This is a genomic window from Hyphococcus luteus, from assembly GCF_002943565.1.
In the GTDB taxonomy this organism is placed as follows: Bacteria; Pseudomonadota; Alphaproteobacteria; order Caulobacterales; family Parvularculaceae; genus Hyphococcus; species Hyphococcus luteus.
Genome location: NZ_PJCH01000015.1, coordinates 276099 through 302382 on the forward strand (window position 1 = coordinate 276099; position 26284 = coordinate 302382).

The following is a 26284-nucleotide window of genomic DNA, read 5'->3' on the forward strand; positions in this document are numbered from 1 at the left end:
ACTTTTGGGACGAAAATCCCCTACGAAGACGGTTCCGCAAGCGATAAACTTGCGCATTTTCGAAAGGCGGCGCCTAGAGAACAGAGTCGAGGGCGCGCAGAAGCTTGTCGATTTCCTGAGGACTTGTGTAATGAACGAAGCTGAGACGCAGCGCGCCATGCGCCGGATCGACCCCTTGCGCCTCAAGACAGCGATTGCCGTAAAAACTCCCGCCCCCCGCCATGATCCCGAGCGGCGCCAGTTTCTCGGCGACCGCGGCGCCCGGCTCCTTCGTGACGGCGGCGACCGTCGGCGCCCGGGCGCCCGCGTCGCGCGGTCCTAAAAGCCGCACGGAATTTTTCTCGGAGAGATAATCGAGCAAAGGCCGAAGGAGCGCGATTTCATGGCCGCGCATGCGATCATGCACCGCCTGCGCTCTTTCCCGCGCAGACGCCTCGCCGCCGCCATGATGGGCGTAAAGCGCATCCACATAATCCGCCATGCCGGCGGAGGCCGCGATTTGCGCGTGATCGGGTCCGGCGGGCGTGAAACGTTTGTAGAGCGTATCGGCGTTGAAATAATGCCCCTGATTGGGCAGCGCTTCGCCCAGCGCGCGGCGGATGACCATCACACCCTGATGCGGCCCGTAAGTTTTGTAAGCAGAGAAAAGATAAATGTCGGCGCCAAGCGCGCCCACATCGGGAAGACCATGCGGGGCGTAGCTGACGCCGTCGACACAGACAAAAGCGCCGGCGTCATGGGCCAGCGCCGCAATCTCCGCGACCGGATTGATCTCGGCGACGATGTTGGAGCAATGGGGAAAGCAGACGAGCTTTGCTTTGTCATCGAGCAGCGCTTTCAGTCCGTCCAGCGGCAGATGGCCGGTCTCGGGATCGAGCTTCCATTCGCGAATTTCGATTCCCCTCTCCGCCAGCCGCCGCCAGGGACCGGAATTGGCTTCATGGTCCTGATTGGTGACGATGACCGCATCGCCGGGCGCCAGATGATCGCCGAACGCCTTCGCCAGCACATATGTATTTTGCGTCGTCGACGGACCGAAGCTCACCTCGTCGGTCTCGACATTGAGCATCGCCGCCAGCCGCGCACGCGCTTCGTCCATTTCCTCGCCGCCAAGGCGCGAGGCTTCGTAAGGCCCGTAAGGCTGGACCTTGCGTTCGCGATAATAGCGAGTCAGCCGGTCGATCACCTGCCGGCACGCATAAGACCCGCCTGCATTCTCGAAAAACGCCTGCCCCTTGAGCGACGGTTCGGAAAAGGCGGGAAACTGGCGGCGGACGAAATCAAGATCGAGCGGCATAAGGCCTCGCGGGGGTTGCGCGCGAGCCACCCTTACCGCAGGACCGCCGACATTCAAGAACAGCGCCCGATTATTCCACCAGTTTGAGGCCGGGGTCGACGTCAACGGCCAGCCGGCCGTTCGCTGCGCCGATAATATGCGTAACGGTCGATCCATCCTCCGCAAGCGGCGCCGTGACGGACCGGAACAAAAGCCTGCGCCCGTCGCACAAGGTCAGCGTATCGTCGCGATAATGCGGCGCCTCCGACGCCACGGCGGCGTAAATATCCGATGTCGCCTTGTCGAGCAGCGTCATGGTCCAGTCCGCCTCGCCGGACAGATGAACATCCGACAGCTTGGCGAGACAATGACCGAGATAAATGAAATAGGGGAAACCGACGCTCTTTTCGATATCGACGGCGAACACCCAGTTCCAGTCGTCGCCGAGACTGGATTCCTGCATCGCCTGCCAGCTCGGGAATTGTCCGCGCGCCGCGCGGGCCCAGGCGTCCACCAGCCTGCGCGTCAGGCGGCGATCCGCCGCCGGCGCCGCCATTTCACTGCCGAAAAGCTCCGCTACATCGCTCAGCATCGCCGCCCCGCTCTGTCACCCGCGGCCAGAATATGACAGGTTTGTAAGCTGATGATTTTCTGCAAGGCGCAAATTTAGATCAAATTTGCACGGAATAGCGCCGCCAGCCTTAAAGCATCCGCCCTTTTGCAGCGCCAAAAATATGACTCACGTCCTGGCCGTTTTCCGACACCGGCAAAAGGATGCTGCGGAAGGCGACCCGGCGTCCGTCATCGAGTTTTTTGATATCGGAATATTCCACCGGCTCCCGGTTCAGCGCCGCCTGGTCCATCTTGGTCATGGCGGCGTCGAGCAGCGTTTTTTCGCGACGCGGATCGCCAAGCGGATAGGCCGAAGAAAACCGCGAGATCTCTTCGCCCATGTAAACGAAATACGGAAAGATGTCCGACAGCCTGAGATCGATGGCGAAACAGAATGGCCGGTCGGGCCCGAGATTGAGCTCCTCGACCTCGCGCAGGCTGGGAAGCCGGCCGCGGGCGATTCGCGCCCATTTGTTTTTCACACGTTCGGTGAGCCGCCGCTCGGTGATCCTGCGTTCTGCAGCCTTCCCCGGATTATCCAAAACGTCGCTTTTCATGTCGCCCGCCTGTTTTTGCCCCCCGTGGCGCCAAGATAGGCGGCAAGACATGAAGAAGCTGTGTTTCGCCGAAGAGGGTTTTTTCCTAAATTTGAAGCTATTAGGCTCAAAGCCTAGGCCGGACGGGCAGGACGCGAAGGGGGGTGACGCTCCGCCCGGGCGGCCCTATAAGGAGCGCCCGCAGCGCTAAGAAGGGGTAAACTCATGAATCCAGGCTGGACCGCGGTCGCTATCATCGCCGCTTTCATTATTGTTTTCGCACTCCTGAATGTTATCGAAAAAGGCCGCGTCGACTAGGCTGTTTTGCTGCGCCCGCCGGCGCAGCGCCGGTCGCCGCCGGTTATAACCCCAGGGGTTTCATGGTCCCGGAGATCGCCTCCCAGGTCGCCCTCGTCATTCTCGGCCTCGCCGTCCTGCTGGTCGCCGGCGATTTGCTTGTCCGCGGCGCGGTCAGCCTTGCGGCGGCGCTGAAAATCCCGGCGCTTCTCGTCAGCCTGACGATCGTCGCCTTCGGCACCTCTGCGCCGGAGCTCGTGGTGACGGTGCAGGCCGTCATGTCCGGGAATGACGGCATTGCGCTCGGGAATATTATCGGCTCGAACATCGCCAATATCTTCCTCGTCCTGGGCGTCCCGGCGCTCATCTATCCCGTGACCACCCATGTGCTCGGCCTCAGGCGCCATGTCGTGATCATGCTGATCGCCACGGCGGTGTTTCTCTACGCCGCTTACGGCCCCGGCGAAATCGGTTTGCGGATCGGCGGCGTCCTTTTCGCCGGCATCCTGATCTATGTCGCTTATATGTGGATCCGCGCGGCGACCGGAAACGCCGAAGACCCGATCCTCGACGAGGTGGAGGAATATCAGGCGGCGGCCGGCGTCAGCCTCAAAACCATCGGATTTCTTGCCGCCGGTCTTGTCGGCCTGCCGCTCGGGGCGCATTTTCTGGTGTCGAACGGCGCGGAGCTCGCTGCGGATCTCGGCGTGCGCGAAGAACTGATCGGCCTCACCATCGTCGCTTTCGGCACCTCCCTGCCCGAACTCGCCACCGTGTTCGCCGCCGCTCTGCACAAAAAGTCCGATGTCGCCATTGGCGGCGTCGTCGGCTCGAACATCTTCAATCTTCTTGCTGTCGGCGGCGCGGCGGGGCTCGCCGGCACGGCGGCCTTCGACGACGCCTCCCGGGCGCTCGATCTGCCGGTCATGACCTTCGCCGCCATCGTGCTCTCGGCTTTCGTTTTGACCCGCAAAGACATCGGACGCCTGAGCGGCCTGGTGTTCACGGCCGGCTATATTGGTTTTATCCTGCTGCTCGCAAAGAACGCAGGAGCGTTTTAAACCATGACCGCGAACAAGGCTGGCGCCGCGCTCGTCACTGGCGCAGGCAAACGCATCGGCCGCGCCCTCGCCCTGACGCTGGCCGAGGCCGGCTATGACGTCGCCGTTCATTACAACGCATCGAAAGCCGGCGCCGACGAGGTCGTCTCCCTGATCGAAGCGAAAGGCCGCAAGGCGGCGGCGGTCGGCGCCGATCTTTCACAGGAAAAAGAAACCGCTGCGCTCATGGACAAAGCGGTCTCGGCGATCGGCCCGCTTTGCGTCCTCGTCAATTCCGCTTCGGTTTTCGAGCATGACGATGCTGAAACCATGACCCGCGAGAGCTGGGACCTGCATATGGAGGTCAATGCGCGCGCGCCGTTAAAGCTGGCGCAGGATTTCGCGCGCCAAGCGCCGACGGACAGTCTCATTGTCAATCTCATCGATCAGCGCGTCCTCAAGCTGACGCCGCAGTTCCTGTCCTACACGGCGTCGAAATCGACGCTCTTCACTCTGACCAAAACCCTCGCGCAAGGGCTCGGACCGAAAGGCGTGCGCGTCAACGCTATTGGTCCCGGTCCCACCCTTAAAAATCCCCGCCAGTCCGACGCCGACTGGGCGCGCCAGAACGCGGCGACCATTCTCGGCCATGGCGCGAACCCTGAGGACATATGCGGGGCGCTTCTTTATCTGTTGTCAGCGCGTTCGGTCACAGGACAGATGATCGCCGTCGATGGGGGGCAACATCTAGCCTGGCGCACCGAGGACGTCCTGGTGCAGGAATAGGTCCAAAGAGCCCCTAAGCAGCCATGAGCAAACGACAGAAAACGCCGATGGACATCACGCCCCTGCCCCGCAGCGAAACGGCGCCGCGGCGGCGCGTGTTCGTGCATGATCTGGTGCTCGACGCCTATATCGGCGCTTATGAAAGCGAACAGGGCGTCACCCAGCCGATCAAGATCGATTTCGAGGCGGATGTCGTCGAGCCCGCCAATCCGGTCAGCGACAGCCTCGACGACATCCTGTGCTATGACAGCATGACGCAAGCCATCAAAGCGATCATCGCCGAAGGGCATATCAAGCTTGTCGAAACCCTGGCCGAACGCATCGCCGATCTCATCCTGTCGGAGCCGATGGTGATTTCCGTCATGGTGCGCATCGTCAAGCCGAACGCCATTCCCGAGGCCGAAGCCGCCGGCGTCGAGATCATCCGCACCAAGAGATAAAATTCAGATCGCGTTTTCGGCGAAGACCAGTTCGCGCGCGCTCGCCCGGGACAGCGTCCACACGACGCCGCCCACGCCGAAAAAGACGGCGCCGCCCGCCAGAAGCGACAAGATCACGAAGGCGGCGCCGGCGCCGCCCGGAAAGATCACCGAATAAGCCGGATTTTCCGGATTCACATAAACGGCGACGGACTCGCCCGGCCGTAGATCGGTATCCGGTGTCGCCAGGAACCAGCCCATGAAATTGCGCGTGCGCGTCGATTCATAGCTGCGCCCGTCATAGGAATAGACATAGCGCAAAGGCGCGCTTTCCCGCTCAAGACGGCTCAAAACGATGCCGTCCACGGCCGGCCAGCCGAGGCTCGCCCGCGCCCGCGCATAATCGTGAACGAAGAACCCGCCCCCGGCGACGCCGAAAACCGCCAGCGCCGTGAAGAAAATCAACACGATCGAGACATCGGACTTGGTTTTCAGCTCAGGGGCCATTTGACCTCGCCGCCGCGCGCCATTAGCTCAAAGGCTCATGTAAACCCGGATTGTGAACGCCCGGTTAACCATTTCGAAATGAGCCCTGAAGCCCCCGAAATTAAAGGAAAGCCCGCGCTTGCCGGCGCGGCGCTCATCGCCGACGAGGTCAGGCGCCTGCCCGCCAAGCCCGGCGTCTACCGCATGTATGGCGCGAAGGGCGAGGTTCTTTACGTGGGCAAGGCGAAGAACCTGAAAAACCGGGTCTCGTCTTACGCGCAAGGACGCGGCCATTCGAACCGTATTCTGAGAATGATTTCCGAGACGCGGGCCATGGAGTTCGTGGTCACGGCGACGGAGACCGAGGCGCTGCTCCTCGAAGCGAACCTCATCAAGCAATTGAAGCCGCGCTATAATGTCATCCTGCGTGACGACAAATCCTTTCCCTTCATTCTCGTCGCCGAAGACCATGATGCGCCGCAGATCCTGAAACATCGCGGCGCGCAGAAAAGACCGGGGTCTTATTACGGCCCCTTCGCCTCCGCCGGCGCCGTGAACCGCACGCTCAACACGCTGCAAAAGGCGTTTCTCCTGCGCTCGTGTTCCGACAGCGCTTATGAAGGCAGGACGCGGCCCTGCCTGTTGCATCAGATCAAACGCTGTTCGGCGCCCTGCGTCGGTCTCGTGAGCGCCGAGGAATACAAGGAGCTTGTGGCGGAAGCCAAAGCCTTCCTGTCGGGCGAAAGCGCAAGCGTTCAAAAGACGCTGTCCGAGCAGATGGAGAAAGCCTCCGCCGATCTCGATTTCGAAACCGCCGCCGCCTTGCGCGACCGCATTCGCGCGCTCTCCTATATTCAGGGCGCGCAGGACATCAATCCCGGCGGCGTTACGGAAGCGGATGTCTTCGCCATTCATTCCGAAGGCGGACAATCCTGCGTTCAGGTGTTTTTGTTCCGCGCCGGCCAGAACTGGGGCAACCACGCTTACTTTCCAAAACAAGACAAGGAAGACGAGCCGCCGGCGGTGCTCGATGCTTTCATCGCGCAGTTTTACGACGCGCGCGAGCCGCCGCCTTCGATCCTCGTCAATGTGACTCCCCCGCAAGGCGATCTCCTCGCCGAAGCGCTGACCATCAAGGCGGGCCGCAAGGTGACGATCCTGACGCCGCAACGGGGCGAAAAGCGCGATCTCGTGAAAGCCGCGGAAATGAACGCCCGGGAGTCCCTGTCGCGGCGCATGGCGGAATCGGCGAGCCAGCAGAAAAGCCTCAGGCAGCTGAGCGAGGTTCTGGGCCTTGAAGCGCCGCCGCAGCGCATCGAAGTTTATGACAACTCGCATATTCAAGGATCGAACGCGGTCGGCGCCATGATCGTCGCGGGACCGGAAGGCTTCGTCAAAAACCAGTACCGCAAATTCAACATCAAAACCGAAAGCCTCGCGCCCGGCGACGATTTCGGCATGATGCGCGAGGTTTTAACGCGTCGTTTCGCGCGCATGCTGAAAGAAGAAAACGCCGAACGCCCGGAGCTCGTCATCATCGACGGCGGCAAGGGCCAGCTTTCCGTTGTGCTGGGCGCCCTCAATGAGATGGGATTCGACCCGGAAGCCGAAGGCGTGACAATTATCGGCGTCGCCAAGGGCCGGCGCGAAAACGAAGCGGGCGAAAAACGCATCGACCGGACGGCCGGCGCCACTGGCGAACAGGTGGTCATGCCGGGGCGCGAGCCCTTCACCCTGCCGCCGCGCGACCCGGGCCTTTTCGTTTTACAGCGCTTGCGCGACGAGGCGCACCGTTTCGCCATCGGCGCGCACCGCGCCAAGCGCAAGAAAGCCATCGCCGCCAATCCCCTCGACGGCGTCCCCGGCATCGGCGCCAAGCGAAAGCGCGCCCTCCTCCATCATTTCGGTTCAGCCAAGGAGGTCGCCAGCGCCAAACCCGCCGACCTCGAAGCGGTCGAGGGCGTCTCCGCCGCCCTGGCGCAGAAGATTTACGACTATTTTCATGGCGGCTGAGGCGCCCCGCAAACGCTGCAATCAAAGGGAAATTGAAGCATTTCCGGTTCAATTGACGATTTTGACCCTATTTCGGGTCAAAAACAGGCTTTTCCGGCGCAAACGAGGCCTTCGGGATTATTTCCACAGGGAAGATGATGCAATCACCGGAGCAAGGTGTTAGGGGGTGGCCACGCCTCGGCCGCATGGTGCTGTTCCCGGGCTAGCCCCGAAAGGAACGCGCAAAATGGCCTCCAACACCTCCAGCAAGGCTTATCGTCAGATTGACGCCAAAGCGGCGCGCGCCGAACACGAAAAGGAAAAGCGCGACGCCCAGAAAAAGACGGCGCGGCTTCGTGAACTGCGCCTCGCCAAGGAAGCCGAAGAGCGCGAGGCCGAAGCGCTAAAGCCGAAAAAGCCCGCAAAAGCGCCAAGAAAACGCGGCCTGCCGGAATTTGTCCGCGAAAACGAACCCCAATCGTAAACCCCAACCTTAATCGTTAAGGTTTTTCGTTTACTGACCAATTTTGCAGCGCAGCAGGATTTTCCTTGCTTTTACAAATGCGCTACCCATATAAGCCAGCGTGGCGCGTGTAAGCGGACAAGTCCGCACTGCCACTTTTTCATAGAAATATAGAGCGCCTGACACGCGGGTTCTCCTGAACCCGAGAGCGTTTTCGCGCGAGTCCCGCTCGCGCCGGCGCAGAAAGATTATTTTGACCAGCTTCTCCGAATTCGGCCTTTCAAAGCCGATCCTCGCCGCCATTGCGCGCGAGAAACACACAACCGCCACGCCGATCCAGGCGGAGGCCATCCCCCAACTTCTTAAAGGCCGCGACCTTCTCGGCATCGCCCAGACCGGCACCGGCAAAACGGCGGCCTTTGCGCTGCCGATCCTGCAACACCTTGCCAAAGACCGCCGGCGCCTGAATGCGCGCGAATGCCGCGTGCTTGTGCTGGCGCCGACCCGCGAACTCGCCCTGCAGGTGCGCGAGCGTTTCGACGCCTATGGCGCGGCGCAAGGCCTGACCACCGGCCTCGTCATCGGCGGCGTCGCCTTCGGCAAACAGCGCGCCATGCTCAATCGCGGCGCCGATATTGTCGTCGCAACGCCGGGCCGCCTGATCGACATGGTCGATAAAGGCGCTCTGAAGCTTTCAGGCGTCGAGCATTTCGTTCTCGACGAAGTCGACCAGATGCTTGATCTCGGCTTCATTCACGCGATCCGCGCCATCGCCGCGAAGCTTCCCGAAAAGCGCCAGAACATTTTCTTCTCGGCGACCATGCCGCCGGCGATCGCCAAGCTCGCCGGAAGCCTGCTCAACAATCCGGCGCGCGTTGAAATCGCCGGGGCGAAACCGCTGAAAATCGACCAGAGCGTGATGTTCGTGGAAAAGCCGGCCAAGCCGTCGGCCTTGATCGACATCGTCAAAAAACAGGACTTCGCACGCGGGCTTGTCTTCACCCGCACCAAGCACGGCGCCGACAAGCTCGTGCGCAAGTTGAATGCGGCCGGCGCGCCCGCCCACGCCATTCACGGCAACCGCTCTCAAGGCCAGCGCGAAAAAGCGCTGAACGCCTTCCGCAGCGGCAAGACGCGCATTCTCGTCGCGACGGACATCGCCGCGCGCGGCATCGATGTGCGCGACGTCACCCATGTGGTGAATTACGACCTGCCGAACACGCCGGAAACCTATACGCACCGCATCGGCAGAACCGGACGCGCGGGCGCAACCGGCATCGCCGTTTCCTTCTGTTCCGGCGAAGAGCGGCCTTACCTGCGCGCCATTGAAAAACTGACGCGCCAGCCCATGGCCGTCATTGGCGACAAGCCCGCCGATACGACGAGACCGGCCAATGAAAACCGGCGCCCTGCCTCCGGCGAGGGAAAACCGCCGCGTCGAAAGAAAAAACCAACTGACCGGCGCGCGCCCGACGCGGCCGGCAAGAAAGGCGAATCCCATGGCGAAGGAAGACCTGATCGAGTTCGACGGCGTCGTCACAGAGGCGCTGCCGGACGGAAATTATCGCGTCAAGCTGGATAACGATCACATGATCCTCGCTTACGCCGGCGGCAAGATGCGCAAGCACCGCATCAAGACGCTGGCCGGCGACCGCGTGACCATCGAAATGTCGAGCTATGACCTGACCAAGGGCCGCATCACCTTCCGGCACAAGCCGGAAGGCGCGCGGCCTGCGTCCGGCAACAGGCAGGCGACCTACAAGACCCGGGGAAGACGATAAAAACCGCCCTTGTCCCGTCATGAGCCAGAGGGGGCTGACCCGCCCCCAAAGCTTCGCATCGCCGCCGCGATTCCGCCTTAGTCTCACGCTTATGTGAGACGCTCCGGGCCAGGCGGGCGCGAGCCAAAAACGGCGGCATGATGAAGGCGATTTTCAAAGACCCACGGCACTACCAGATCGTCGTCCTTTCGGCGCTGCTCGCTTTTGGCGTGACGACCCGCGCCTTTGAAATTTCTCCGGCTCAGGTCGCCGCCATTCTCGCAACCGCGCTCGGCGTTCAGTTCCTCGGCTCCTTCATGACCGCCGTCCGGTTCGAGCCGCGCAGCGCTGTCATCACCACCCTGTCGCTGTCGCTTCTGTTGCGCGCCGACGCGCTGGCGCCGCTGATGGTCGCCGCCGCAGTCGCCATCGGTTCGAAATTCACCCTCCGGCTTTACGGCAAGCATGTGTTCAACCCGGCGAACGCCGGCATCATCGCCATGCTGATCCTTTCCCAGACCGTCATGCCCGGCGCGGCCTGGACGACGCCGGGGCAATGGGGAACGGCGCTCTGGCTCGCGGCGGCTGTGGCGGGCGCAGGATTGTTCGTCACCTATCGCTCGGCGCGGCTCGACGTGCCATTCATTTTTCTCGGAACCTATGCGGCGCTGATTATCGCCCGCGCTTTGTGGCTCGGCGACCCGCTGGCGATCCCCATGCTGCGTTTGCAGAACGGCGCGCTCGTGCTCTTCGCGTTTTTCATGATCTCCGATCCGAAAACGACGCCGGACGGCGCGCTCGCCCGGACCGTCTTCGCCGCCGGCGCCGCGCTCATCGCCTATGTGCTCGGCTATCATTTCTACATCACGGACGGAATTTTCTACGCCCTCGCGATCATGTGCATCATCCGCCCGGCGATCGAAGCGCTCGACCCGGCGCCCCAGTACAAATGGGGCGATCCGGTTTCGCGCCTGCGTCCTTTCAAGCGCCTTCCCTTCTCACGCCCGCATCCCATGCCCGCTGAATAAACGGAGAGACAACCCATGCGCCGCTCCTTCAAGAAAACCCTTTTCGCCGCCGCATCCGCGACCGCCGCCCTGGCGCTGACCGGCGGCGCCATCGCCTTTTGCGGTTTTTATGTCGCCAAGGCCGACACCAAGCTTTTCAACAAGGCCTCGAAAGTCGCGCTCATGCGCGACGGCGACCGCACCGTCATGACCATGGCCAATGACTTTCAGGGCGACCTGAAAGAGTTCGCCGTCGTCGTGCCTGTGCCCGTCGTGCTCGAGGAAGGCCAGATCCACGTCACCGACAGCGCCATCCTCGATCATCTCGACGCTTACACCGCGCCGCGTCTTGTCGAATATTTCGACGAAGACCCGTGCATGGTTTACGAGCGCGAGGAGATGGCGATGGCGGCGCCGATGGACGCCGTAACAGTCACGGCGTCGAAGAGACAGAAAGGCTACGGCGTCACCATCGAAGCCGAATACACGGTCGGCGAGTACGATATTCAAATCCTTTCCGCCGAACAATCGGACGGGCTCGCCGCCTGGCTGACCGATAACGGCTACAAACTGCCCGAAGGCGCGGAAGCAACGCTTGGCAGTTACATCAAACAGAACACCAAATTTTTCGTCGCTAAGGTCAATCTCGAAGAGCAGGCGCAAACCGGTCTTCACTATCTGCGCCCTTTACAGATCGCTTTCGAGTCGCCGAAATTCGTCCTGCCGATCCGGCTCGGCACAGTGAACGCGGAAGGCAAGCAGGAGCTTTTCGTCTTCGGCCTCACTCGCTCCGGCCGCATCGAAACCACCAATTACCGCACGGTGAAGCTGCCCACAGGGCAAAACGTCCCGCTCTATGTGAAGGACGAGTTCGGCGATTTCTATAAATCCATGTTCCGCGAACAGGTGGAGAAAGAAAACGAGCGCGCGGTCTTTCTCGAATACGCCTGGGACATGGCCTGGTGCGATCCTTGCGCCGCCGATCCCTTGTCGCGGCAGGAGCTGCGCGAACTCGGCGTTTACTGGCTGGGCAGCGCAAACTCGGGCGCCCTGCCCCGCCGCCCGGCGCCCGGCGGCGCGCAGGACGTTTATGTCACGCGGCTTCATGTCTCTTACGACGCCGAACATTTTCCCGAAGACCTGATTTTCAAGGAAACCGGCGACCGCTCGAACTTTCACGGGCGTTATGTCCTGCGCCATCCTTACAAAGGCGACGCAAGTTGCGAGGCGGCGAAAGACTATCGCGCGGAACTGCCCAAACGGTTTGAAAAAGAAGCGCAGACCCTCGCCAATCTCACCGGCTGGGATATTGACGATATCCGTGACAGGATGAATGCGGGCAACCAGAGCTTCACCCCGCCCGAGCCGGAACCCTGGTGGAAGCGCCTGTGGGGCGGCGACAAAAAAGAAGGCTAGCGCGTTTGCTTGCTTCCTTACGCGCCAGCACATTTTCACGATGATGCGATGCGGCCGTCTGGCGTCAGACGCGCAAGCTTCTGATCTCTTTGAGCTCGGCTTCCATATCGGGATAATCGCGAACCAGCCCCGCATCCACCCGGCGATTAAGAAGAATGAGCTGGCGGCGAATATCAACCATCGTCACCACAAAAGCCGCCCAAAAAACGCCGCTCAAAAAGCCAGCCACACCGCCGACCACAACCATGATCGGTTCGTGGGTCATGGCGCCCGCCGAAACAGCGCCGGCGATCGTGCTGACCAGGATCGTCAAATATGACAGAATCCGCCACGTCTGAATGATGAATGTATCCATACGCCCCCTCCAAATGCCCCCTAAACCGACATGCGGTTGCATGATGAGTAGCAAAGTATTGTTTCGCCATCAAGACAAAGACTGTTTATGAGTAATCTTGCGATCTCCAATACTCTTGCGCGCATCCTCGGTCCCGGTGTTTCGTCTGGTTCGCGGCCAGCCGCCGCCCGCCCTCTGGCTTCGTAAGTCGGCGCAGCCTATCTTGCCGCCCCATGGCCAATCTCATCACGCTTGCACGCATGGCGCTTGTCATCCCCTTCGTCTTCGTTTTTCTGGCGAATGCGCCATGGAACATGACGGTGGCGCTGATCATTTTCGTGATCGCATCGCTCAGCGATTTTCTGGACGGCTATGTGGCGCGCGCGCGCGGCGAAACGTCCGCGCTCGGCGCCGCGCTTGATCCCATCGCCGACAAGCTACTCATCGCGGCAGCGCTTATTTTACTGGTGCGAAACGGCACGGTCGTCGGCGTCGGGGTCGTCGCCGTCATTATCATCATTTTACGTGAGATTCTGGTGAGCGGCCTGCGCGAGGCGTTAAGCGCGAAAGCTGTAAGCCTGCCGGTGACGGCGCTGGCCAAATGGAAAACCACGGCGCAGCTCGTTGCGGCGGGCCTTCTTCTTGCGGCGGCGCATACGGGAATCATCGGCCCCCCCTTGCGCCCGGCGGCAAGCGCCTTCCTCTGGATCGCCGCGGTCCTTACCTTCTGGACCGGCGCGGAGTATGCTCTTCGCGCCATGACAGAATTGCGGACAAAGCAAAATTGAACGCCCGGCCGAACATCGAAGAAGAAGCGGCGCATCTTCTAATCATCGACGATGATGACCGCATCCGCACGCTGTTGAAGCGTTATCTCAGCGACCACGGCTTTCGCACCTCCGTCGCCTGTAATGCGAAAGAAGCGCGCGCCCTGATGGCGTCGGTGGATTTCGACCTTCTCATCCTCGATGTCATGATGCCCGGCGAAACCGGTTTCGAACTGACGCGGTCCGTGCGCGCCGCTTCCAACGTCCCGATCCTCCTCCTCACCGCGCGGGGCCTACCGGAGGACCGCATCGAAGGTCTTGAAATGGGCGCGGACGATTATCTCTCGAAACCCTTCGAGCCGCGCGAGCTTTTACTGCGCGTCAATTCGCTCTTGCGGCGGACGGGCCAGGCGCGGCCCGAAAAGCGCGAAGTCATATTCGGCGCCTGCACTTTTTCGCTGGGCCGCAGCGAATTGCGCAAGGACGGCGATCTTGTGCGCCTTACCGCCGGCGAAGCCTCGCTCCTGAAGGCCCTGGCGCAAAAACCGCGCGAGGCGATCAGCCGCGAAGCCCTCGCCGAACAGACCGCGGCGGGCATGGAGCGCTCGGTCGACGTGCAGGTGACGCGGCTGCGCAAGAAAATCGAGGAAGACCCGCGCGCGCCGATCTATCTGCAGACCGTGCGCGGCGTCGGCTACGCCCTGATGACGGATTAACGCGAGATGCTGCGACGTTATTTTCCCAAAAGCCTTTATGCGCGCGTCGCGCTGATCGTCATCCTGCCGATCTTCCTGACCCAGGCGCTTGTCACATACATCTTCTTCGCGCGTCATTGGGACCATGTGAGCGCCAATCTCTCCGAAAGCGTCGCCGGCCAGATCGTCATGGTGAAGCGGCTTTATGAAGAAGCCGACAGCATGGCCGAGCGCGACGAGATCGCCGCCATGGCCTTCAACGATCTGAAAATGCGCGTCACTTTCGACCCGGAAGCGGAGATCCCTGCCGCCAACCTGCTCGCCCGCTTCAACGTTTATAATGCGACCCTGAACCGGCGCCTGCGAAACGCGCTCGACGCGCCTTACTGGCTCAACACGCAAAGCTGGCCGCAGGATGTGGAGATCCGCGTCGCCATGGATGACGGCGCGCTCGTTTTTTTCGCCCGCCGCGACCGGGTTTTCGCCACCACGGGCCGCATTTTCCTGTTCTGGCTGATCGGCACCTCGGTCCTGCTCGGCATCGTCGCCATCATCTTCATGCGCAACCAGGTGCGCTCGATCCTGCGGCTCGCGGAAGCGGCGGCGGCCTTCGGGCGCGGGCGCGACGCGCCGGACTACCGCCCCACCGGCGCCACGGAAGTCAGGAAAGCCGGCTACGCCTTCATCGCCATGCGCGAGCGCATCAAGCGCCATCTTGAACAAAGGACGGCGATGCTCGCCGGCATCAGTCACGATCTTCGAACGCCGCTGACGCGCATCAAGCTCGCCCTCGCCATGCAGGAAGACAGCGAAGACATCAAGGCGATCCGCAAGGACGTCGTCGAAATGGAGCGGATGATCAAAGCCTATCTCGACTTCGCCCGCAACGAGGCGGCGGATGAAGACCCGGCGACATTCCGGCTTGCCGAATTGATCGAGGAAATCGCCGCAGACGCCAAACGCAGCGGCCGGGAAGTGTCCGTCACGGCGCCCGCCTCCATCGCCATGGAGGCCCGGCGCAGCGCGCTGAAACGCGCCGTCGGCAATCTCGCCAACAACAGCCTGCGCTACGCCGATCATGTCTGGATTTCGACGCGGCGCTCCGACCGCTATATCGAAATCATTGTCGAAGACGACGGGCCGGGCATCGATCCTGCGCGCTATGAAGACGTCTTCAAACCGTTCACCCGGCTCGACGCAGCGCGCAACCAGAATGAAGAAAGCGGCGTCGGCATGGGGCTCACCATCGTGCGCGACGTCGCCCGCGCCCATGGCGGAGACACGACGCTCGAACGCTCCGACAAGGGCGGCCTCAAGGCGACCATGCGCCTGCCGATTTAATCGTTTCCGGGCCGATTACTGCGTCAGCTCGCCGGCGCGCTTCGCCGCCGCCGCGACCGCGGCTTCCACAAGCCGGCGCATCGCCGCGCCGTCGCCGTCAAAAACATTCAAGGCCGCCTCCGTGGTGCCGCCGGGAGACGTCACCGCCTTGCGCAATTCCGCAGCCGAGCGCGTTTCCGAAGCGACCAGCGCCCCGGCGCCGACAAGCGTCGCGCGCGCAAGCGCGGCGGCGGCGTCCTTGTCGAGACCAAGCTTGACGCCCGCCTCGCCGAGCGCTTCGGTGAGGAGAAAATAATAGGCGGGCCCGGAGCCGGAAATCGCCGTGACGAAATCGATCTCCTGTTCGCTCCGTACCCAGACGACCTCGCCCGCTGCGCGCATCAACGCGTCAGCGACAGCGCGTCCCTTTTCCTCCACGGCCTCCGGCGCATAAAGGCCGGAAACGCCCTTGCCGATAGCGGCGGGCAGATTGGGCATCGCCCGGACAACTCTTTTCGCGCCGCCCAAAGCGCCGGATATCGTCTCGATGCTTTTTCCGGCCATGACCGAAATCGCGACGGCGTCTTTCGCCAGCCCCGCATAAGACGGCAGCACGTCATTCGCGACCTGCGGCTTCACTGCAAGCAGCATGGCATCGAAGGGACCGTCATTCCCGTTGACGGCGATCCCGTGCTGTTCGCAGAGCGCCTTCATTTCGTCATTGATGTTGGGATCGAGGGCAGCCGAGCGCCCAGGATCGATCGTGCCGGCGGCGAGCCAGCCTTTCAGCAAGGCGCCGCCCATGGCGCCGGCGCCGATAAGAGCGACGGAGGGTTTGTCAGTCATGGGGACGATCCTCACAAGCCTTCAATGCATATTGCGAAACACATAAAGCCTGCGGCGCTGCGTTGAAAGACGCAATCCGGCATTTCAGTATTTGAAACGGGTAATTTCCGAGCCTTAAGGACCGGTCAGGATCAGGCGTTGCCCTGCGTTTCGAAGAGCGAAGCTCTCAGCGCGTCATCCGGTTTCTTGCCGCCCCAGATGAGGAAGTTGAAGGCCGGGTAAAACCGGTCCACCGCCTCGCTCGCCGCGCGGATCAAGGCTTCGCCCTGAACGGCGTCGAGCCCGCCTTCGGCGGTCAGAAGCGCGGCGTTGCGGTAGACAATGGAATGATCTTCCGCCCACAGATCGAAATGGCCGATCCACAAACGCTCGTTCACCATCACCACAAGACGGCTCGCCTCGTCGACGCGGCCTGTCGGCGCCTTGAGATCGAGCGGCGCGCCCATCTGCAAGGTGGCGAGTTCGGGCCGCCATGTGAACCACAGGCCGATGTCGCGCCACACGCCCGGCAGCATGACGTGAAGTTCGTATTCGCCGGCGCGCTCCATCTCGAACTCAAGACCCGCCGCAGCGGCCTCCAGCGCTTTCAGCGGATTGGCGATCTGTTGTGGCTTGCGGATCAGCTCGATGGACATCGGCGCCCCTTTTTCCTGTCAAATTCTCGATATGGGCGACTGAAGCCAACCGCTCACAACCCGCATGACGCTGCGATTCGGGACGCCGACAAATGATTCGATTTTACTGGTTTTCCTCAGCGCCTGAGCAAAAAAATCATAAGCGCCAGAGGATTGAGGAAGATCAGACGTTCCTTTCAACGCCCTAGGCGCGGGGCCAACGCCGATTCTTTATTGGCTTAATTTATGATATATCTGATTATTTTACTGAATTTTATTACAACACGACAACCATTAAGAGCCACAGTCAGTGTGATATTGTATTGAGGGAACGATCAATGCAACATTCGCAGTAGCATGCGTCGTTCTGTGTACGCCTGTTATCTACCTCTTGGCGGAAGGCCTGGCAACTGATGGTCCAAAATCCGTCAATCTGACGTCTCCGCCCGATCGGTACACGGTGATTTCAAAAATCAGCGGCGTCGATACCGGATTCAAATTAACCTATGTGCGCAATGCAGGAAACAAAAGACTGGATATTCGCAAATTCACGAGGGATGCCATCGGCTTCGTCTTCGACGTGCACGAGGGCTATTTATTCGATAAGGGAAAAGCAGCAAGCATCGATTACCGGCGCGATATAATAACCAATCCGATGGCGGACCGGTATTCCAAGCCGCAGGCGCGCGGCGAAGGCTCCCCCAATTTGCAGTTTGGTCTAGATAGCTACCTGTTCGGCCCGGTATCGAAAACCGACAGGCGAGCCGAAATCGCCGGTTACGAATGTACATACTGGCGATATGAAATGCACGATGCAGAAGAATGCGTCACACAATGGGGCGCCAGCCTCCATACCATATTGAAATTCCCGGGGGATATCGGATCGGTGGAATTTATCGCCACAAAGGTGCTAATTGACGACGGTGGCCCCGATTCCGCCTTCGACTTTAAGCGCTTCAAGGTGATTGGCAAAAAGTAAGCCCCTTCACATTTATCGCATTCGTCAAAGAAGAAAACGACCGCTAGCCAGACGCAAGCTGGCTTTACGCGGCTATAAAAACAAGAGCCTTGCGGCGTTGTCGGTTTGCGGCAAATGAACGCCTGTCCATAAAGCGCCGAAATCGCCGCCGGCGTCTGCGCAAGGCTCTTGGGACTGGGGGAATCAGCGATTCTCGAGGGCTTCGATGCGCGCTTTCAGCGTCTCGTTCTCCTCGCGGGCGAGCCGGGCCATTTCCTTGACCGCCTCGAACTCATCGCGGCTCACCAGCTCCATATCGGCGAGCAGCGTCTGGAGCCGGCTGCGCATGACAGTCTCCGCCTCTCGCCGTACGCCGTCGGCGGCGCCCGCCGCCTCGGTCATGATCTTGGCGATTTCGTCGAAAAACGCGCTCTGGGTCTGCATGGGCCGCTCCTTGAATGAAGCCAATATAGGAGCAAATAGTGCGGGGCGACAGGGGCGTCAAAGCGCGCTATTGAGACGCACGGAATGAGCCAGAGTCCTTAGAGCATGACCGTCCCCTATCCCCAGATCGATCCCGTTCTTCTTAAGATCGGCCCGTTTTCCCTGCGCTGGTATTCGCTGGCCTATATCGGCGGGCTGGCCGTCGGCTGGTGGTATCTGACGGACCTCATCAAGAAAAAGCATCTGTGGCCGAAATCAGGCCCGCCGCTCGGCCGCCGCCTGCTCGACGACGTGATCTTCTGGGTCGCCATCGGCGTGATGGCCGGGGGGCGGCTCGGCTATCTCCTGTTTTACGAACCCCAACTGATTATCGCGCCCTGGGAAAAGCTGTTCGGCGTCGTGCCGTTTCCCCCGGCGCTGATGACATGGCATGGCGGCATGTCGTTTCACGGCGGACTTATCGGCGTCGCGCTTGTGGGGATATTCTTCGCGCGCAAGCACAAACTCAACATGCTCTCGCTCGGCGACATGTTCGCCTGCGCAACGCCCATCGGTCTTTTCTTCGGACGCATCGCCAATTTCATCAACGCCGAACTTTACGGACGCGCCTGGGACGGACCGTGGGCGATGGTTTTTCCAACGGACCCGCAACAGGTTCCGCGCCATCCGAGCCAGCTTTACGAAGCCGCGCTCGAAGGGATTGCGCTTTTCACGATCCTCTTTTTCGCCACACGCAAATTCGGATTATTGAAACGCCCGGGCGCGACTATGGGGCTCTTTCTCGCGGGCTACGCCGTTTCGCGCATCATCGTTGAAAATTTCCGCATGCCGGACGCGCATATGCCCGATTTCCCACTCGGCCTGACCATGGGCATGATGCTTTCCACCCCGATGTTCATTCTCGGCCTGTGGCTGATCTGGCGCACGAAAGGCGCTGCACAAAAGGCAAACACACAAAAGGCGGGCGCATGACGGACGGCGCGCCGGAAAAAACGCCGCTGGAAGAACGCCTGATCGAGCTCATCAAACTGAAAGGGCCGATCACCATTGCGGACTACATGACCGACGCGCTCGGCCACCCGCATGAAGGCTATTACATGCAAGCCTCGCCCATCGGCGCGGAGGGCGATTTCACAACAGCGCCAGAGATCAGCCAGGTGTTCGGCGAGCTTATCGGGTTATGGCTCGTCGAGGCGTGGAATCAAATGGGATCGCCGTCCGATTTCAACCTCATCGAATTCGGGCCCGGCCGCGGCGTCTTGATGGAGGACGCATTGCGCGCGGCGCGCGTGCGTCCCGCCTTCGCCAAGGCGGCGCAGCTCTGGCTTCTCGAAAGCTCCGGGCGCTTACGCCTTGAACAGCAAAAGCGGCTGAAAGCGACAGAGGTGAAACCGCTCTGGGCCGACGAATACGCCGACATCCCGCCGGCGCCGGCGCTCATTGTCGCCAACGAGTTTTTCGACTGCCTGCCGATCCGGCAATTCGAACGCATCAAATCCGGCTGGCGCGAGAGGCTCGTCGGTCTCGATGAAAAAGGCGACGGCCTCGCCTTCACGCTGGGGCGCACGCCGCCGCCGCCCGATTACAATTTGCCCGATCTCTCCGAGACGCAAGAAGGCGATGTTTTCGAAATCTCTTTCGAGGCGAAAAAATTCGTTGCCGACATCTGCGTCACTTTAAAGGAACAGGGCGGCTATGCGCTGATCATCGATTACGGCCATATGGAGCGCGGTTTCGGCGACACGTTCCAGGCGGTGCGCGATCATAAATACTGGCCCCCGCTCGCTTCGCCGGGCCGCGCCGACCTCACCGCCCATGTGGATTTCGACCGGCTGGCGAGCGCCGCCATCGAGGCCGGCGTCGCCGCCCACGGGCCGGTGACGCAAGGCCGCTTTCTCGACCGGCTGGGGCTGGCGCTGCGCGTCGAAGCCCTGTGCAAAGGCCGGGACCAGGAAAAAGCCGACGAGATCCGCGCCGGCGCGGCGCGCATCGCCTCGCCCGCCGCCATGGGCGAGATCTTCAAGGTCCTCTGCCTGTCCGCCCCCGACCTGCCGGCGCCGGCCGGCTTCGAGACATGAGCGATCCTGGCGCCCGGACCCCGCCTTTCATGGTCTCGCCGCTCCTGGACCAGCCGGGCCTTTCCCACGGCTTTTTCAGCCGCGACGGCGGCGTTTCCGCGCCGCCCTATGCGAGCCTAAACACCGGTCCCGGCTCCGACGACCGACCCGAAAACATCGCCGAGAACCGCCGCCGCTGCGCCGGCGCCCTCGGCGTCGCGCCGGAGCGGCTGCTGACCGGCCATCAGGTCCACTCCCCGGATGTCCTCGTGGTCGAGGGGCCGTGGGAGAACGGCCCGGAAAAGGCCGACGGGCTGGTCACCAGGACGCCCGGACTCGCCCTCGGCGTTCTCGCCGCCGACTGCATGCCCTTTTTATTTGCCGACGCGGACGCGGGAATCATCGGTTCGGCCCATGCCGGCTGGCGCGGCGCCCTCGCCGGGGTGCTGGAAAACACCGTCGCCGCAATGATCGGGCTCGGCGCGCGCGCCGAGCGCATCCGCGCCGCCGCCGGCCCCTGCCTGCGCCAGCCGAATTTCGAGGTCGGCCTCGATCTTCTCGAAGCATTCACCAACAAGCACCCTGAAGCGGAACGCTTTTTCGCTCCCGGCGCCGCGCCTGACAAGCGCTGGCTCGATCTCGTCGGCTTCGGACGATGGCGGCTCGAAGAATCGGGCGTCACGCAAATCGACGATATCGGCCTTTGCACTCTTGGCGACCCGGACCGCTTCTTCAGCTACCGGGCCATGCGCCGCCGGGGCGAGGCCGATTACGGCCGCAATCTCTCGGCGATAGCGCTAAAACGCGATTGAAACGGAAATCGGCCCGAATCCGGGTTGCGCAATCGTCAAGAAACCGTCATGAAGCGCCCGCGTGAGGGGGATATTTCAGGGGACCGACTTCATGAAACTGATCGCCGGCAACTCGAACCGACGGTTAAGCGATGCGATTGCTCGCCAACTCTCCTCCACCTTGGCCGACGCCGAAATCAAGACCTTCAAGGACGGCGAAGTCTTTGTCGAAATTCAGGAGAACGTCCGCGGCGAGGATGTTTTCGTCCTGCAGTCGACCTCCTATCCCGCCAATGACAATCTGATGGAGCTCCTGATTACGATGGACGCGCTTTCCCGCGCCTCCGCGAGCCGCATCACCGCCGTCATTCCCTATTTCGGCTATGCACGGCAGGATCGCAAAGCCGGTCCCAGGACGCCGATCTCAGCCAAGCTCGTCGCAAATCTCATCACCACCGCCGGCGCCGACCGGGTTCTCACCGTCGACCTCCACGCCGGACAGATTCAGGGCTTTTTCGACATCCCCACCGACAACCTCTATGCGGTGAAGGAATTCGAGAAGCGCATTCGCGAATTGCAGAACGGCGATCTTAAGAATCTCATCGTCGTCTCTCCGGATGTGGGCGGCGTGGTGCGCGCCCGGGCGCTGGCCAAACGGCTCGACGACCGCCCGCTCGCCATTGTCGACAAGCGCCGCGAGGGGCCGGGCCAGTCCGAAGTGATGAACATCATCGGCGAGGTCAAAGGCGGCCATTGCGTGATTTTCGACGACATCGTCGATTCCGGCGGCACTTTGTGCAACGCCGCCCAGGCGCTGATGGACAAGGGCGCGAAATCGGTCACGGCCTGCATCACCCACGGCGTTCTTTCCGACAACGCCGAAGAACGGATCATGAAATCCGAAGCGCTGACCCGGCTTATCATCACCGACTCCATCGAGGCGCGCGCGGAAGTCGCCGACTGCCCGAAGGTCGAGCAGGTCTCCATCGCCAAACTTCTGGCGGAAGCGATCCGCCGCATCGCCAACGAAGAGTCCGTGTCGAGCCTGTTCGACTAAAAAAGATCAACCCGGGTCCTTGCCGCCCGGTTCCCACAATTCGATGCGGTTGCCTTCGGGATCGAACAGATGCGCGAAGCGCCCGTTCGGACCGTCTTCCGGATAGTCCTCGACCTCGATCCCGGCGGCGCGCAATTGCGCCGTCATGGCGGCGAGGTCTTTCACCCGGAAATTGATCATCCACTGGTTCTTCATGTCGCCGAAATAGGTCGTGTCTTCCTCGAACGGCGCAAACACCACCGTGCCGGCGCTGGTGCGCCAGGGCGGCGAGTCGTAATCGCCCGGGACCTGTTTCACGCCGAGGTGGTCTTCATACCATTTGGCGAGCGCTTTCGGGTCTTTCGCCCGGAAGAAAATCCCGCCGACGCCATCGACTTTTTCCATGACCGCTCTCCCATTTCAGAAACAGCATCATGGAGCCGAATGTCGCTGGCGCGCAAGAACCCGGACGCCGCGTCAGCCCCGGCCCTTGGTTTTGGTTTTGCCGAATTTCGCATTCTTTTCGATAAAGTCGACAAGCTGCCCGGCGACGTCGATGCCGGTAGCCTTCTCCATGCCTTCAAGGCCCGGGGAGGAGTTCACCTCCATCACCACCGGCCCGTGATTGGAGCGCAGCATGTCGACGCCGCAGAAATTAAGCCCCATGGCTTTTGCCGCGCCGACCGCGGTCGCGCGCTCCTGCGGCGTGATTTTCACGCGCGCGGCGGTGCCGCCGCGGTGAATGTTGGAGCGGAAATCGCCCTCCTTGCCCTTGCGCTTCATGGAGGCGACGACCTTGTCGCCGAGGACGATGCAGCGAACATCCTCGCCGCCTGCTTCCTTGATGAATTCCTGCACCAGAATGTTGGTGTTGACCCCGCCGAAGGCCTGAATGATCGACTCCGCGCCCTTTTGCGTCTCGCCGAGAACAACGCCGATCCCTTGCGTGCCCTCAAGCAGCTTGATGATCACCGGCGCGCCGCCGATCATATCGAGAATTTCGTCGGCGCGGCTGGTGCGGTGCGCGAAGACCGTCACCGGCAGGCCGATGCCGCGCCGCGCCAGAAGCTGCAGCGATCTCAGCTTGTCGCGCGAGCGCGAGATGGCGACGGATTCGTTCACCGGATAGCAGCCCATCATTTCGAGCTGCCGCAGAACGGCCGTGCCGTAAAAGGTCACCGAGGCGCCGATGCGCGGAATGACGGCGTCGAAAAGCGGCAGATCCTCGCCGCGATAGCGCACCGACGGACGCAGGGAGGTGATGTTGATGTAACAGCGCAAGTGATCGACAACCTCGATCTCATGCCCGCGTTCTTCGGCGGCTTCGACGATGCGCTTGTGAGAATAAAGCTCCGCATTGCGGCACATGAGCGCGAGTTTCATGGGTCGTCTTCCTTCAGTCCTGCCGGCTCAGCAAATAGGAAGCGCCGGGATCGATCAAGAATTTCCGGCGCAGCGCGTCCCGCCCCAGCAAGAGGCGGAAGCCCATGGCGTCCCTGTTTGTCAAGGTCAAATCGATTTTCCAAGTCCTGTCGCCAAGACGCAAACGCGTTTGGATGACAATTCGTTCTTCTTCCTGCCCGTTCGAGGAGCGTATGACCCGGCGGTCCGCAATCGGCGCAGAGCAGAAAATCTCCGGCTTTTTGCGCCGCTGTACGGGATGCAGGTAAAACTCCACATGCTCGACGCCGTCAATCATGATTTCGCGAATGTGAAAAGCGTGAATGGCCGAGGTTTTCGCGCCGGTGTCGATCTTGGCGTTAATGTTCTCAACCTCGAAATCGGGCAGATCCGCCCATTCGCGCCAGCCGATGCGCGGCTTCGGCTTCCTGGCTTTTTTCGTCTTGGTCTTTGCCTTCGTTTCCGCCACGCTAGAGCACTCCCGCCTCTCGCCATTCAGCGATCAGCCGGTCGTCAACGCCAATTTCGGCGAGGATTTCCTCCGTATGCTGACCGGCGGAAGGGATTGCGCCCGGCGCCGGCGGCGCCTTGCCGCCAAAACGCGGCGCCGCCGCGGCCTGCAAGACGCCGTCGATTTCACGCAAAACGCCTCTCTCGCGCATATGGGGATGCGCCGCCGCCTCAGACGGCGCCAGCACGGGCGCGAAACACACATCCGTCCCCTCCAGAAGCGCCGTCCATTCGTCACGCGGCCTGGTTTTAAAAATCTGTCTGAAGCGCTCTTTCAGCGCCGGCCATTTCGTTTTGTCATATTGCGCGGCGAAATCGGGATCGTCGGCAAGGCCGAGCTTTTCCAAAAGCGCGGCGTAGAATTTCGGTTCCAGGGGTCCGATCGAGACCCAGCCGCCATCCGCGCATTCATAAGCGTCGTAGAAATGGGCGCCGTCGAGCATGCTTTGCCCGCGCGCGTCGGGCATGCCGCCCGCCGCGCGCACCGAATAGAGAAGGTTCATCATATGGGACGCGCCGTCGACGATGGCGGCGTCGACCACCGTTCCCTCGCCGGTTTCGCGCGCGCGCATGATCCCGGCGAGAAGCCCGACGGCGAGATAGAGCGCGCCGCCGCCCACATCGCCCGCCAGCGTCGGCGGCGGGACTGGGCGCTCGCCTTCGCCCCCGGCATACCAGGCCGCGCCGGAAAGCGCAGCGTAGTTGATATCGTGTCCGGCGGCGGAAGAGAGCGGACCCGTCTGGCCCCATCCCGTCAGCCGTCCGTAGACCAATTTTTTGTTGCGCGCGCGAGCGACGTCGGGACCGAGACCGAGCCGCTCCATGACGCCGGGGCGCAACCCCTCGATCAGGGCGTCCGCGTTCGCGATGATGTCGAGCGCGATGGCTTTCGCCTGTTCGTTTTTAAGATCGAGCGCAATCGATCGCTTGCCGCGCTTATAGATCGCCGCCTTTCCAGGATCGGCGCCGCCCTTTCTCTCGATCAGGACGACATCGGCGCCGAGATCGGCGAGCAACATGCCGCAGAAAGGCCCCGGTCCGAGCCCTTCGAATTCAACAATCCTGACGCCGGAAAGAACGCTCATTCCTCACCTCACGCAGCCGCGGCGAAAAACGCCCGGCCCCGGGGCGCTTATGCGCATGATTCCTGATGAGACAAGCAGAAAGAACCGCCTATTCCGCCGCGTGGATGTGACGCCGGCCGGCCTCTTCGGAAAGCCGCCCGCCGGCGAAGACGAAGCCTTCCACCCCCGGCACATAGAGCATGTTGGTGAGCCGGCCCGAAAAAGCGACATACTCGCCGTCTTTTTCCCCGCGCATGCAGACATGAGGCAACGCGATCACTTCGCCGAGCTGCGATAGCGACTTCTCGCCCACCGCCCGGAATTGCGGCATGTCGTCCGGATGAACGATTTCCTTGGTGGTCTTGCCGAGGAGCAACGCCGCCGGGACGCCGAAGGCGCGTTCGGCCGACGGGCTCGCATAGATGACCTTGCCTTCCGGTGAAAAGATCAGGGTGACGTCGAGAGAGGACTCCACCAGCGCGCGGAAACGCTGCTCCGCCGTATGGGCGTCATCGACCCGGCGGCGCAGCACCGACAAGAGCTTGTCGTTTTTCGTGTGCAACAGGATCGACCGGTCGATCATCCGCTGCGTCACCAGCGCAAGATAGGCGGTCGAAATTCCGTAAAACACAACCGCCGTCGCAATGAGCACGCCATTGGCGCTCGACGCCAGCGCATAAGTCGCCGCAAGCGGCGCCAGCGCGGGAATGTTGAAGGCGAGCACGGCCCGCCAGGACGCGCCGGCTGAGACGATCGCCGCCGCGGTCATGCCGGCGATGACGAAAGGCAGGAAAGCATGATCGATTGCGCCGTGCACGGCGAATATCGGGGCGAGCGCGCCCCAGACCATGCCGTTGAGCCCCATGAAGAAAATGTGGAGCTTTGCAAAATTCGACATGTTGCGCGCGCCGACCCCACCGACCCGGTAGCGCAGCCACAGCCCCGCGCGCAGCGCCGCAATGGCGAGAATGGCGCCGGCCCAGATCAGGAGCGTGTTGCGTTCAACAGCGTTCCACGCCACGGCCACAGTGATGAGCGCGTTAAGGGCGCTCGCGACCACCGCCACCGGCGCGCCGCGAAACAACAGCGCCGCACGCTCCACCTTGACTTTAACCGCTTCAACCTGCGTCAGGCCCTGTAGTCGGGCCTTGCGGCTAGGAACTTTTGAAATTGCGGTCTGCAGTTCCGCAATCATAAGCGCTCCTCATGTTCCCCCGCTCGACCATGAAAACATAACGCAGAACAGCTTCAAACCAAAAGTCGGGACGCCCGGGCCGGGCGATGCTTTTCCACAAGCTCCTAAAAAGCATTCCCAATTTAGGGGCTTGCAGCCAAAATCGCCAGCGGGAGCGGCGGA

General features: G+C 61.7%; 30 protein-coding genes. 17 read left to right on the forward strand and 13 right to left on the reverse strand.

Annotated elements, in window-relative coordinates; translation table 11 throughout:
- Positions 1-73: 73 nt before the first annotated feature.
- The 3 genes from CW354_RS17450 to CW354_RS17460 all read right to left on the reverse strand — a co-directional run bounded on the left by CW354_RS17450 (position 74) and on the right by CW354_RS17460 (position 2445).
- Positions 74-1297 (reverse strand): aminotransferase class V-fold PLP-dependent enzyme, encoded by a 1224-nt coding sequence (locus CW354_RS17450; RefSeq protein WP_104831359.1) that lies wholly within the window; start codon positions 1295-1297, stop codon positions 74-76.
- Between the two features lie 70 nt (positions 1298-1367).
- Positions 1368-1868, reverse strand: coding sequence for a PAS domain-containing protein (locus tag CW354_RS17455; protein WP_104831360.1), 501 nt, complete (start codon positions 1866-1868; stop codon positions 1368-1370).
- 109 nt (positions 1869-1977) lie between these two features.
- A complete protein-coding gene (locus tag CW354_RS17460; protein WP_104831361.1) occupies positions 1978-2445 on the reverse strand; it encodes a hypothetical protein in 468 nt (155 codons plus the stop codon).
- A 359-nt stretch (positions 2446-2804) separates the two neighbouring features.
- On the opposite strand from CW354_RS17460, the gene CW354_RS17465 reads away from it, so the two are divergent.
- From CW354_RS17465 to folB, 3 genes are read left to right on the forward strand one after another with little or no spacing between them, the layout of a single operon-like run.
- A complete protein-coding gene (locus CW354_RS17465; RefSeq protein WP_104831362.1) occupies positions 2805-3782 on the forward strand; it encodes a calcium/sodium antiporter in 978 nt (325 codons plus the stop codon).
- Positions 3783-3785: 3 nt separating this feature from the next.
- Complete coding sequence (locus CW354_RS17470) at positions 3786-4547, forward strand: SDR family oxidoreductase (protein WP_104831363.1); 762 nt, start codon at positions 3786-3788, stop codon at positions 4545-4547.
- A gap of 23 nt (positions 4548-4570) precedes the next feature.
- The gene (gene folB / locus CW354_RS17475; RefSeq protein WP_104831364.1) at positions 4571-4987 is read left to right on the forward strand and encodes a dihydroneopterin aldolase; all 417 of its coding nucleotides are present in this window, start codon (positions 4571-4573) and stop codon (positions 4985-4987) included.
- Positions 4988-4990: 3 nt separating this feature from the next.
- Here the strand turns inward: folB and CW354_RS17480 are convergent, their stop codons facing one another.
- Positions 4991-5473, reverse strand: coding sequence for a DUF3592 domain-containing protein (locus tag CW354_RS17480; RefSeq protein WP_104831365.1), 483 nt, complete (start codon positions 5471-5473; stop codon positions 4991-4993).
- A gap of 78 nt (positions 5474-5551) precedes the next feature.
- Here CW354_RS17480 and uvrC point away from each other — a divergent pair, with 78 nt between their 5' ends.
- From uvrC to CW354_RS17510, 6 genes are all read left to right on the forward strand, one after another.
- Positions 5552-7465 (forward strand): excinuclease ABC subunit UvrC, encoded by a 1914-nt coding sequence (gene uvrC, locus CW354_RS17485; RefSeq protein ID WP_104831366.1) that lies wholly within the window; start codon positions 5552-5554, stop codon positions 7463-7465.
- Positions 7466-7691: 226 nt separating this feature from the next.
- Positions 7692-7928, forward strand: a complete 237-nt coding sequence (locus tag CW354_RS17490; protein WP_104831367.1) for a hypothetical protein — start codon at positions 7692-7694, stop codon at positions 7926-7928.
- Between the two features lie 232 nt (positions 7929-8160).
- Positions 8161-9489 carry a DEAD/DEAH box helicase gene (locus CW354_RS17495; RefSeq protein WP_133162362.1) on the forward strand — a complete coding sequence of 443 codons (1329 nt, stop codon included), beginning with the start codon at positions 8161-8163 and terminating at the stop codon, positions 9487-9489.
- Complete coding sequence (gene infA / locus CW354_RS17500; protein WP_104831368.1) at positions 9407-9688, forward strand: translation initiation factor IF-1; 282 nt, start codon at positions 9407-9409, stop codon at positions 9686-9688. The genes CW354_RS17495 and infA overlap by 83 nt, the downstream gene beginning before the upstream one ends.
- A gap of 137 nt (positions 9689-9825) precedes the next feature.
- Entirely contained in the window at positions 9826-10695 is an 870-nt protein-coding gene (locus CW354_RS17505; protein ID WP_104831369.1) for an RnfABCDGE type electron transport complex subunit D, read from the forward strand.
- A gap of 15 nt (positions 10696-10710) precedes the next feature.
- Entirely contained in the window at positions 10711-12090 is a 1380-nt protein-coding gene (locus CW354_RS17510; RefSeq protein WP_104831370.1) for a DUF2330 domain-containing protein, read from the forward strand.
- A 64-nt stretch (positions 12091-12154) separates the two neighbouring features.
- Here the strand turns inward: CW354_RS17510 and CW354_RS17515 are convergent, their stop codons facing one another.
- A complete protein-coding gene (locus CW354_RS17515; protein ID WP_104831371.1) occupies positions 12155-12445 on the reverse strand; it encodes a hypothetical protein in 291 nt (96 codons plus the stop codon).
- 212 nt (positions 12446-12657) lie between these two features.
- Between CW354_RS17515 and pgsA the strand changes: the two genes are divergently transcribed.
- Genes pgsA through CW354_RS17530 form a run of 3 tightly spaced genes read left to right on the forward strand, consistent with a single transcriptional unit; the run spans position 12658 to position 15227 of the window.
- Positions 12658-13212 (forward strand): CDP-diacylglycerol--glycerol-3-phosphate 3-phosphatidyltransferase, encoded by a 555-nt coding sequence (pgsA, locus tag CW354_RS17520; RefSeq protein WP_104831372.1) that lies wholly within the window; start codon positions 12658-12660, stop codon positions 13210-13212.
- Complete coding sequence (locus CW354_RS17525; protein ID WP_243396442.1) at positions 13209-13907, forward strand: response regulator; 699 nt, start codon at positions 13209-13211, stop codon at positions 13905-13907. The genes pgsA and CW354_RS17525 overlap by 4 nt, the downstream gene beginning before the upstream one ends.
- 6 nt (positions 13908-13913) lie before the next feature.
- Positions 13914-15227, forward strand: coding sequence for an ATP-binding protein (locus CW354_RS17530; protein WP_104831373.1), 1314 nt, complete (start codon positions 13914-13916; stop codon positions 15225-15227).
- 15 nt (positions 15228-15242) lie between these two features.
- Here CW354_RS17530 and proC read toward each other — a convergent pair whose 3' ends face one another.
- Both proC and CW354_RS17540 read right to left on the reverse strand, forming a co-directional pair.
- Complete coding sequence (gene proC / locus CW354_RS17535; RefSeq protein WP_104831374.1) at positions 15243-16052, reverse strand: pyrroline-5-carboxylate reductase; 810 nt, start codon at positions 16050-16052, stop codon at positions 15243-15245.
- A 131-nt stretch (positions 16053-16183) separates the two neighbouring features.
- Positions 16184-16687, reverse strand: a complete 504-nt coding sequence (locus tag CW354_RS17540) for a type III secretion system chaperone family protein (protein WP_104831375.1) — start codon at positions 16685-16687, stop codon at positions 16184-16186.
- A gap of 370 nt (positions 16688-17057) precedes the next feature.
- Here CW354_RS17540 and CW354_RS17545 point away from each other — a divergent pair, with 370 nt between their 5' ends.
- Positions 17058-17645, forward strand: coding sequence for a hypothetical protein (locus tag CW354_RS17545; protein WP_133162363.1), 588 nt, complete (start codon positions 17058-17060; stop codon positions 17643-17645).
- Positions 17646-17828: 183 nt separating this feature from the next.
- Here CW354_RS17545 and CW354_RS17550 read toward each other — a convergent pair whose 3' ends face one another.
- Complete coding sequence (locus CW354_RS17550; protein WP_104831377.1) at positions 17829-18068, reverse strand: accessory factor UbiK family protein; 240 nt, start codon at positions 18066-18068, stop codon at positions 17829-17831.
- A gap of 105 nt (positions 18069-18173) precedes the next feature.
- Between CW354_RS17550 and lgt the strand changes: the two genes are divergently transcribed.
- The 4 genes from lgt (at position 18174) to CW354_RS17570 (ending at position 21973) form a co-directional block, all read left to right on the forward strand.
- Positions 18174-19040, forward strand: coding sequence for a prolipoprotein diacylglyceryl transferase (gene lgt, locus CW354_RS17555; protein WP_104831378.1), 867 nt, complete (start codon positions 18174-18176; stop codon positions 19038-19040).
- Positions 19037-20146, forward strand: a complete 1110-nt coding sequence (locus tag CW354_RS17560) for a class I SAM-dependent methyltransferase (RefSeq protein WP_104831379.1) — start codon at positions 19037-19039, stop codon at positions 20144-20146. The genes lgt and CW354_RS17560 overlap by 4 nt, the downstream gene beginning before the upstream one ends.
- A complete protein-coding gene (gene pgeF / locus CW354_RS17565) occupies positions 20143-20937 on the forward strand; it encodes a peptidoglycan editing factor PgeF (RefSeq protein ID WP_207764894.1) in 795 nt (264 codons plus the stop codon). The genes CW354_RS17560 and pgeF overlap by 4 nt, the downstream gene beginning before the upstream one ends.
- 91 nt (positions 20938-21028) lie before the next feature.
- The gene (locus CW354_RS17570; protein ID WP_104831380.1) at positions 21029-21973 is read left to right on the forward strand and encodes a ribose-phosphate pyrophosphokinase; all 945 of its coding nucleotides are present in this window, start codon (positions 21029-21031) and stop codon (positions 21971-21973) included.
- 6 nt (positions 21974-21979) lie between these two features.
- On the opposite strand, the gene CW354_RS17575 is transcribed toward CW354_RS17570, so the two are convergent.
- The 5 genes from CW354_RS17575 to CW354_RS17595 all read right to left on the reverse strand — a co-directional run bounded on the left by CW354_RS17575 (position 21980) and on the right by CW354_RS17595 (position 26122).
- Positions 21980-22357 carry a VOC family protein gene (locus tag CW354_RS17575; protein ID WP_104831381.1) on the reverse strand — a complete coding sequence of 126 codons (378 nt, stop codon included), beginning with the start codon at positions 22355-22357 and terminating at the stop codon, positions 21980-21982.
- A gap of 72 nt (positions 22358-22429) precedes the next feature.
- Positions 22430-23335, reverse strand: coding sequence for a 30S ribosomal protein S6--L-glutamate ligase (gene rimK / locus CW354_RS17580; RefSeq protein WP_104831382.1), 906 nt, complete (start codon positions 23333-23335; stop codon positions 22430-22432).
- 13 nt (positions 23336-23348) lie between these two features.
- Positions 23349-23822, reverse strand: a complete 474-nt coding sequence (locus CW354_RS17585; RefSeq protein WP_104831383.1) for an ATP-dependent zinc protease family protein — start codon at positions 23820-23822, stop codon at positions 23349-23351.
- A gap of 1 nt (position 23823) precedes the next feature.
- The gene (locus tag CW354_RS17590; RefSeq protein WP_104831384.1) at positions 23824-24948 is read right to left on the reverse strand and encodes a CaiB/BaiF CoA transferase family protein; all 1125 of its coding nucleotides are present in this window, start codon (positions 24946-24948) and stop codon (positions 23824-23826) included.
- An 88-nt stretch (positions 24949-25036) separates the two neighbouring features.
- Positions 25037-26122, reverse strand: coding sequence for a PAS domain-containing protein (locus CW354_RS17595; protein ID WP_104831385.1), 1086 nt, complete (start codon positions 26120-26122; stop codon positions 25037-25039).
- Positions 26123-26284: the final 162 nt, after the last annotated feature.

Coding starts and splice junctions, on each gene's coding strand:
- CW354_RS17465 (WP_104831362.1), top strand. CDS start 2,805: ATGGTCCCGGAGATCGCCTCCCAGGTCGCCCTCGTCATTCTCGGCCTC.
- CW354_RS17480 (WP_104831365.1), bottom strand. CDS start 5,473: ATGGCCCCTGAGCTGAAAACCAAGTCCGATGTCTCGATCGTGTTGATT.
- CW354_RS17515 (WP_104831371.1), bottom strand. CDS start 12,445: ATGGATACATTCATCATTCAGACGTGGCGGATTCTGTCATATTTGACG.
- CW354_RS17460 (WP_104831361.1), bottom strand. CDS start 2,445: ATGAAAAGCGACGTTTTGGATAATCCGGGGAAGGCTGCAGAACGCAGG.
- CW354_RS17560 (WP_104831379.1), top strand. CDS start 19,037: ATGACGGACGGCGCGCCGGAAAAAACGCCGCTGGAAGAACGCCTGATC.
- CW354_RS17505 (WP_104831369.1), top strand. CDS start 9,826: ATGATGAAGGCGATTTTCAAAGACCCACGGCACTACCAGATCGTCGTC.
- rimK (WP_104831382.1), bottom strand. CDS start 23,335: ATGAAACTCGCGCTCATGTGCCGCAATGCGGAGCTTTATTCTCACAAG.
- CW354_RS17530 (WP_104831373.1), top strand. CDS start 13,914: ATGCTGCGACGTTATTTTCCCAAAAGCCTTTATGCGCGCGTCGCGCTG.
- uvrC (WP_104831366.1), top strand. CDS start 5,552: ATGAGCCCTGAAGCCCCCGAAATTAAAGGAAAGCCCGCGCTTGCCGGC.
- CW354_RS17490 (WP_104831367.1), top strand. CDS start 7,692: ATGGCCTCCAACACCTCCAGCAAGGCTTATCGTCAGATTGACGCCAAA.
- CW354_RS17575 (WP_104831381.1), bottom strand. CDS start 22,357: ATGGAAAAAGTCGATGGCGTCGGCGGGATTTTCTTCCGGGCGAAAGAC.
- CW354_RS17450 (WP_104831359.1), bottom strand. CDS start 1,297: ATGCCGCTCGATCTTGATTTCGTCCGCCGCCAGTTTCCCGCCTTTTCC.
- CW354_RS17595 (WP_104831385.1), bottom strand. CDS start 26,122: ATGATTGCGGAACTGCAGACCGCAATTTCAAAAGTTCCTAGCCGCAAG.
- CW354_RS17455 (WP_104831360.1), bottom strand. CDS start 1,868: ATGCTGAGCGATGTAGCGGAGCTTTTCGGCAGTGAAATGGCGGCGCCG.
- pgsA (WP_104831372.1), top strand. CDS start 12,658: ATGGCCAATCTCATCACGCTTGCACGCATGGCGCTTGTCATCCCCTTC.
- CW354_RS17540 (WP_104831375.1), bottom strand. CDS start 16,687: ATGTCCATCGAGCTGATCCGCAAGCCACAACAGATCGCCAATCCGCTG.
- CW354_RS17510 (WP_104831370.1), top strand. CDS start 10,711: ATGCGCCGCTCCTTCAAGAAAACCCTTTTCGCCGCCGCATCCGCGACC.
- lgt (WP_104831378.1), top strand. CDS start 18,174: ATGACCGTCCCCTATCCCCAGATCGATCCCGTTCTTCTTAAGATCGGC.
- infA (WP_104831368.1), top strand. CDS start 9,407: ATGGCGAAGGAAGACCTGATCGAGTTCGACGGCGTCGTCACAGAGGCG.
- proC (WP_104831374.1), bottom strand. CDS start 16,052: ATGACTGACAAACCCTCCGTCGCTCTTATCGGCGCCGGCGCCATGGGC.
- CW354_RS17570 (WP_104831380.1), top strand. CDS start 21,029: ATGAAACTGATCGCCGGCAACTCGAACCGACGGTTAAGCGATGCGATT.
- CW354_RS17590 (WP_104831384.1), bottom strand. CDS start 24,948: ATGAGCGTTCTTTCCGGCGTCAGGATTGTTGAATTCGAAGGGCTCGGA.
- CW354_RS17470 (WP_104831363.1), top strand. CDS start 3,786: ATGACCGCGAACAAGGCTGGCGCCGCGCTCGTCACTGGCGCAGGCAAA.
- CW354_RS17550 (WP_104831377.1), bottom strand. CDS start 18,068: ATGCAGACCCAGAGCGCGTTTTTCGACGAAATCGCCAAGATCATGACC.
- folB (WP_104831364.1), top strand. CDS start 4,571: ATGAGCAAACGACAGAAAACGCCGATGGACATCACGCCCCTGCCCCGC.
- pgeF (WP_207764894.1), top strand. CDS start 20,143: ATGAGCGATCCTGGCGCCCGGACCCCGCCTTTCATGGTCTCGCCGCTC.